General features: G+C 63.3%; 8 protein-coding genes. 4 read left to right on the forward strand and 4 right to left on the reverse strand.

The features are described from left to right. Positions 1-78: 78 nt before the first annotated feature. From RGM2987_RS00705 to RGM2987_RS00715, 3 genes are all read right to left on the reverse strand, one after another. Positions 79-480: a cupin domain-containing protein gene (locus tag RGM2987_RS00705; protein WP_245138199.1), complete on the reverse strand. Its 402-nt coding sequence runs from the start codon at positions 478-480 to the stop codon at positions 79-81. Between the two features lie 279 nt (positions 481-759). Then, the gene (locus tag RGM2987_RS00710) at positions 760-1,053 is read right to left on the reverse strand and encodes an antibiotic biosynthesis monooxygenase family protein (protein ID WP_245138200.1); all 294 of its coding nucleotides are present in this window, start codon (positions 1,051-1,053) and stop codon (positions 760-762) included. A 135-nt stretch (positions 1,054-1,188) separates the two neighbouring features. Beyond that, positions 1,189-2,622, reverse strand: coding sequence for a PLP-dependent aminotransferase family protein (locus RGM2987_RS00715; RefSeq protein ID WP_245138201.1), 1,434 nt, complete (start codon positions 2,620-2,622; stop codon positions 1,189-1,191). A gap of 203 nt (positions 2,623-2,825) precedes the next feature. Between RGM2987_RS00715 and RGM2987_RS00720 the strand changes: the two genes are divergently transcribed. After that, positions 2,826-3,266 (forward strand): carboxymuconolactone decarboxylase family protein, encoded by a 441-nt coding sequence (locus RGM2987_RS00720; RefSeq protein ID WP_245138202.1) that lies wholly within the window; start codon positions 2,826-2,828, stop codon positions 3,264-3,266. Between the two features lie 184 nt (positions 3,267-3,450). Here the strand turns inward: RGM2987_RS00720 and RGM2987_RS00725 are convergent, their stop codons facing one another. Further along, a complete protein-coding gene (locus RGM2987_RS00725) occupies positions 3,451-3,792 on the reverse strand; it encodes a hypothetical protein (protein WP_245138203.1) in 342 nt (113 codons plus the stop codon). Between the two features lie 204 nt (positions 3,793-3,996). Here RGM2987_RS00725 and RGM2987_RS00730 point away from each other — a divergent pair, with 204 nt between their 5' ends. From RGM2987_RS00730 to RGM2987_RS00740, 3 genes are read left to right on the forward strand one after another with little or no spacing between them, the layout of a single operon-like run. Then, on the forward strand, positions 3,997-4,629 hold the full coding sequence (locus RGM2987_RS00730; protein WP_245138204.1) for a secretin and TonB N-terminal domain-containing protein: 633 nt from the start codon (positions 3,997-3,999) through the stop codon (positions 4,627-4,629). Next, positions 4,626-5,171: a sigma-70 family RNA polymerase sigma factor gene (locus tag RGM2987_RS00735; protein ID WP_245138205.1), complete on the forward strand. Its 546-nt coding sequence runs from the start codon at positions 4,626-4,628 to the stop codon at positions 5,169-5,171. Before RGM2987_RS00730 ends, RGM2987_RS00735 begins: the two co-directional genes overlap by 4 nt. Positions 5,172-5,220: 49 nt before the next feature. After that, positions 5,221-6,162 carry a FecR domain-containing protein gene (locus RGM2987_RS00740; protein WP_245138206.1) on the forward strand — a complete coding sequence of 314 codons (942 nt, stop codon included), beginning with the start codon at positions 5,221-5,223 and terminating at the stop codon, positions 6,160-6,162. The last annotated feature ends 74 nt before the right edge of the window (positions 6,163-6,236 follow it).

Genomic DNA, 6,236 nt, shown 5'->3' on the forward strand with positions numbered 1-6,236 from the left:
GCCATCCAACATCACTGCCAGCTGGCCCACCGCTTTCGCGAGCAAGCCCGCTCCCACAAGGGATTTGTGATGTGTCTGTCAGTTCTTCAGTGGGATCAGCACCGCCTCTTTTTCCCCCAACACCATGAACACCAGCAACTTCGCCGGTTCGGTGGTGCTGGCATTCTTCGACACCAGGTGCTCGGAACCTGCTGCTTCATACCAGAACTCGCCTGCCTTGTAAGTGATCGCCGGCTCGCCTTTGACCTGGGAGGTAATGGCACCTTCGAGCACATAGGCCATCGCCGTACCCTCGTGCTTGTGGGCGATGGACGACTGGCCCGGTGCGTAGTCGACGGTGAGCATCATGGCTTTCTTGCCGGGGACGTTTTTCAGCATCTGCTCTTGCAGCACCTTGACGTTCTCAGGGGCGGCTTCATGGGCAAAGGCCTGGGTAGCAGACAACAGGCTGAGGACGGCGATCAGGTAGAGGGTTTTCATGGCGATAGGACCTTTTGGTTGAGTAGTGGCGATGAACTCACCCTAAGCCCCGGACCTCGGCTAGCAAACGTCCAATCTTTCGGAAGGCGGGTAGACCAATCGAGATCTACTGACGAGCACCAAACCCTGTGGCGAGGGAGCTTGCTCCCGCTGGGCTGTGCAGCAGCCCCAAATCCAGGCACCTCGATGCATCAGACAGAGCGCGTAAACCTGCATGGGGTCGCTTAGCAACCCAGCGGGAGCAAGCTCCCTCGCCACAGGATTTGTGTCCGGCGCGATTCAAACAATCGGAAAACTATTGAAGTCCACACTCCGCGCCAGGCGGTTGTCGATCAGGCTGATGAAGCCCTGCACTTCGGGGCAGTTGAAGTGGGCTTGCATGGCCGCTTCCGATTGCCAGCGAGCGCTGACGCTCCAGCGGTCGCCATCGTCCGGGCAACGGTCCACCAGGTAGGCGTCGCAGCCCGGCAACGAGCGCAGGGTTTCGACGATTTGCTGCAACTGCCGGCCCAGCTCTTCCGAGCGTCCGGGGGCGGCTTGCACCTGTACGGTATTGATCACTTGGCGAGGCATTGTCCAGGCTCCTGAATCAAGTCGAACGGGGTTTGTTCAATATCCATGGCACCGATGGAGGATAGGCCTGTGGGAACGCCCCTCAAACAGCCAATGGGCGGATAAATGCCCAGGCCAATTCGTCAGGGCTCCAGGTCATGACACCTGCTGCAAAATATCCCGCACACGGTCCAGGGCAATGTCGATGTCCAGGGTGTCGATGGCCCCGAAACCAAAGAACAGACCCGGTCGCACCGGTGCGTCATTGAAAAAGCCTTCCAGGCTGTACAGCCCGACTTCGGCTTTTTTTGCCAGCTCGATCAGCAACGCCAGGTCGATAGGCACCTTGCACAGCACCGCCATGTGAAAACCCGCAGTGGTGGGCACGGCCTCGAACCAGGGCGACAGATCCGCGGCCATGCGTGCCAGGATCCGCTCGCGCCGGCCGGCATACAGGGCATGACAGCGACGAATATGCTTGAGCAGGCATCCCTCGGCGATGAACTTGGCGAGTGCCCATTGGGGCAGGGTGGAGGTGTGTTGGTCGGTGAGGCGCTTGGCCAGGATCACCGCCTCGAGAATCGCCGGCGGCAGGATCGCATAACCGAGCCGCAGCTCGGGCAGCAAGGTCTTGGAGAAGGTGCCGACGTAGGCGACGATCCCGCGCTCGTCCATGCTCTGCAACGAATCGGCAGGACGGCCTTCGTAGCGGAATTCGCTGTCGTAATCGTCTTCAATAATGATCGCCCCCAGCTCATAGGCCCGCGCCAGCAACGCCTCGCGGCGCGCCTGGCTCATGGGCATGCCCAAGGGAAACTGGTGGGACGGTGTCACGTAGATCAGGCGCGTGCCATCGGGGATCAAGTCCACCCGCAGGCCTTGTTCATCTACCGGCACCCCGACCACCGTGGCTCCCTGTGAGCCGAACAGCAGCCGCGCCGGCGGATAGCCCGGATCCTCCATCGCCACCAGGCTGCCCGGACGGGTCAGGACCCGGGAAATCAGGTCCAGGGCCTGCTGCGCGCCATTGCACACCACCACGTCATCGTCGTGGCAATTGACCCCACGGGAGAACGCGATGTGCCGGGCGATCGCATTGCGCAATGCCGACAACCCTTCGGGTTGGCTGTAGAAACCCTTGGCACTGGCGATCTGGCGCAGCGCATGGGCGGTGCAGCGTCGCCAGTCATCCAGCGGAAACTGGCCCTTGCCGGTGGCGCCGCCGATGAAGTCGTAACGCAACGCACCTTCGAGCGTGGGATGACGCATCAGGTCCGGCATGTTGCGCCACGCCTCGACCACCTCGGCGCCGGCCAGTTCGCGGTGGCTCTGCTTGTGCACGATCCTGGCCGGGCGCGCGTTGACATAGGTGCCTTTGCCGATGATGCCGGTGAGAAAGTTTTCGTAGGTCAGCTGGGCATAGGTGTCGGAAACGGTCTTGCGCGAGACGCCCAGTTGTTCGGCCAGCAGGCGGCTGGGCGGCAGCTGCGTGCCGGCGGCCAGGCGACCGCTTTCGATGGCGCTGCGCAATTGTTGATACAACTGGCCCGCCAGGTCCTTGCGGCCGTTGATGACAACATGAAGTTCCATACCGCAGGCTCCTGGACGATGGGGTGGCGGCAAGCGTCAAAGGCGCAAGGTTACCCGCATTGTCCGTGTGCATAGAAGTTGTGTGGAGAAAATCCCGGCCATTGGTCTTGTAAGAGATGACTCCCGGTTTTTCGCCGAATTGGATCTGTCGCCAAGCGACCCCAAGGCCTACCGTGAAGCGATCAAGCACCATGGAGCCTGCGATGAGCCCGCGTCTGGATTACTACAGTGCCTCTCCCGGGGCGATGAAAGCCATGATCGGCCTGGAAGCCCTGACCAGTCGCCTGAGCATCGAGCCGGCGCTGCTGCACCTGATCAAGATCCGCGCCTCGCAGCTCAACGGCTGTGCCTTTTGCACCGACATGCATTCGGTCGATGCCAGGCGTCAGGGCGAGACCGAACGGCGTCTCTATGCGGTGGCGGTCTGGCGCGACAGCGGGTTCTTCACCTGCCGGGAACGTGCCGCCCTGGCCTGGACCGAAGCGGTCACGCTGTTGGCGCAAAGCCAGGTGCCCGACGACGTCTACGACCTGGCCCATGCCAGCTTCAGCGATGAAGAACTGGTGGACCTGACCCTGGCGATCAGCACCATCAACAGTTGGAACCGGCTGGCGGTGAGTTTTCGCCAGAGTCCCGGGGGGTGACTGCACATTCTCTTGGCTGACCGCGATCCTGTGGCGAGGGAGCTTGCTCCCGCTCGGTTGCGCAGCGACCGCAAAAAAAACCAGGGTCGCTGCGCGCTGGAGCGCCAGCCCGGCCCAGCGGGAGCAAGCTCCCTCGCCACAAGAGCGGGTGTTCAGGACGGCAAATTTTCAGCTAGCCAGGTGGTTACTTGAGCAATGGAGAGCTACCAGCCGGCACCGCCGGCCGCTGCGGCTTCACCGAGTTGCCAAAGGTATTGCCCATGCGCACGCCGGTGGCCGCCGGGGTCGCCAGGCCGATGCTGTTCGGCGCGCGCTCATTGACCGGTACGTTCAACGCCTCCTGCGCCCGTTGCGCTGCGCTCGCAGCCTGCGGGTCGTTGCCCATCTGCCGGCTCAGGCAGGCGTAATCCGGCGTCTTGTAGCCACCGACGGTCACCTCGATACACGCCGGCGTTTCTTCGGCCCAAGCCCAGGGCAGGGCCATGGACAGGGCAAGGCTCGCCGCCACACGCATCCTTTGTTTCATCACCGACCTCCTGGTCCGTCACGGGGACGGTTCGTTGTCAGGCCTCCAGTCTAGTGCGGCCAGGGCGATTTGTATCAGTTGTCATACGACATTCATAAACACCCCTCAGGATGACGGTTTTCAACGGATACGTCAGTCGTGCAGCAGGGCAGAGCCGGGGGCGGGCGCAGGCGTGGATGGGCTGGGTCGCCCTTGAGGTGGCTGATGGCGGTGTTGTGCCTGCTGGCCGGGCCGGTCTGGGCGGTTGGCCTGGTGGACCTGGACATCGCGCCCCAGGAACTGACCACGGCCCTGGAGCAGTTCAGCCGCGCGACGGGCATGGCAGTGCTGGTGGATCACGGGTTGTCCAGCCAGCGCCATACGCTGGGTGTTCAGGGACGCTTCACCCCCTCTCAAGGCTTGAACGTATTGCTCAGCGGCACCGGCCTGGCAGCGCATTATGCCCGCGCGGACGCGTTTACGTTGCAGCCGGTGCAGGTCCGTGAGGTGCCGTTGCCCGTGGGAGTCGCGCCGGGTTTGAGTGACAGCAACTATGCGGCGGCGATCCAGGCGGGTATCCAGCGCAACTTGTGCCGTTCTGCGTTGACCCGCCCGGGCGGTTATCGGGCGTTGCTACAAGTATGGATCGGCCGCGACGGCGTGGTTCAGCATAGCCGTCTGGTCAGTTCCACCGGCGATCCGGTGCGCGACAGGGCGCTGGTCAACAGTTTGCAAAACCTCAGGATCGACCGTCCGGCGCCCAGTTCGTTGCGCCAGCCGGTGACCCTGCTTTTGTTACCCGACTCATCAGGAAGACGCATGGAATGCACAGCAGGGGACGGGGAGCCCGGGCGATGAAAGACACCGGTCGCAGCCCATTGGTGAAGTTGTTCCTGACCTCCTACGAGGATTTCAAGGTGCGCCTGCGTCGGCGCCTGGGATCGGAGGAGCTGGCCAACGACGTGCTGCATGAAACCTACCTGCGGGTCGATCGGATGGTCGACACGCCGGACATTGCCCAGCCCAATGCCTATTTGTATCGCATGGCGCTGAACATTGCCGCCGACCGCAGGCAAGCCGATGCGCGCCTGCTCACGGGCGAGGAAATCGATGAGTTGCTTCAGGTTTCGGATGAGGCGCTGGATCCGGCCCGGGTGGTGGGTGGGCAAAAGGAGTTGCAGACGTTGCTCAAAGCCTTGTATGAGCTGCCGGCGCGGCGTCGGCGGATCTTCATCGCGGCGCGGCTGGAGGAAGCCCCACATTTGGAAATCTCCCAGCGTTTTGGCATTTCCACGCGCATGGTGGAGAAGGAAATCAAGGCCGCGCTGGGCCATTGCGCCTTGCGCCTGGAAAGAAAAGTCATTCAGCGGTTCGGTCCCGGCGCGGGAAAACCGTCTTGAAGGTAGAGCCTCGACAATTGAGCCCCGACAATTTCACGAGTGTGTGTGCTTGAACATCTTCAGCATCGCTTCCCCTGTTGCCACGCCCCAGGCCCGCTTGGCCGGTGAGGCCCGAGACTGGCTGATCCTGCTGACTTCGGGACGCGCTACCGTGGCCGATGCCCGGGCCTTGCGCCAGTGGTGCGGGCAGAGTCCCGAGCATGCGCGGGCATTCGAGCAGGCCAAGGCGCTATGGCACCAACTGCAACCGGCTGCGGCGGCGTTGCAGGGGCCACGGCAGTTTGGTCGCCGGGCGTTGCTGGGTGGGGCGATTGCGGCCTCGGCGGGTTTCCTGTTGATCCGGGCCACGGTGCCTGGCGGGTTTTCCGGGCTCGGGGCTGATTACATCACCGAGGTCGGTGAACAGCGCCGGGTGGACCTGGCCGAAGGCATCAGCCTGGAACTCAATACCCAGACCCGTCTCAGTCGTCGTCCATCGGGCGATGGCGGTGAGGGGTTGGAACTGCTCAGTGGCGAGATCGAAGTGCAGGGGCGCGGCGCCCAGGCGGTCAGTATTCAGGCCGGCAGCGGTTGGATCAGCGCGGCCCAGGCACGGTTCAACGTCCGCTACATCGACCAGCGTGTCTGCGCGACCTGTCTTGAGGGCGTGGTGCAGGTCGATGTGCAAGGCCAGCGTTTTCGCCTGGAGCCGGGGATGCAGTTGAGCTACGACCCGGGCCGCGTCGACACGCCGCGCACGGCCGATGTGTCGGCCGCCATCGCCTGGCGCGACCAGGTGCTGGTGTTCAACGACGCGACCCTGGCCAGCGTCATCGATGAGATCAACCGCTACCGCCCTGGCATGTTGCTGCTGCTCAACCGCGAGCTGGGCCAGCGCAAGGTCCAGGCCCGCTTCCGCCTCGATCAACTGGCGGGCGTGGCGCTGCTGATCCGCGATGCCTACGGCGCCAAATGCACCGAGCTGCCGGGCGGGGTGGTGGTGCTCAGCTGAGCACCGCGGCACATCCGACATCATTGCTATCAGACCCGCCGCTTTTGCGAGCAAGCCCGCTCCCACAGTGTTAT

It is taken from the genome of Pseudomonas sp. RGM2987, assembly GCF_022952855.1.
Taxonomy (GTDB): domain Bacteria; phylum Pseudomonadota; class Gammaproteobacteria; order Pseudomonadales; family Pseudomonadaceae; genus Aquipseudomonas.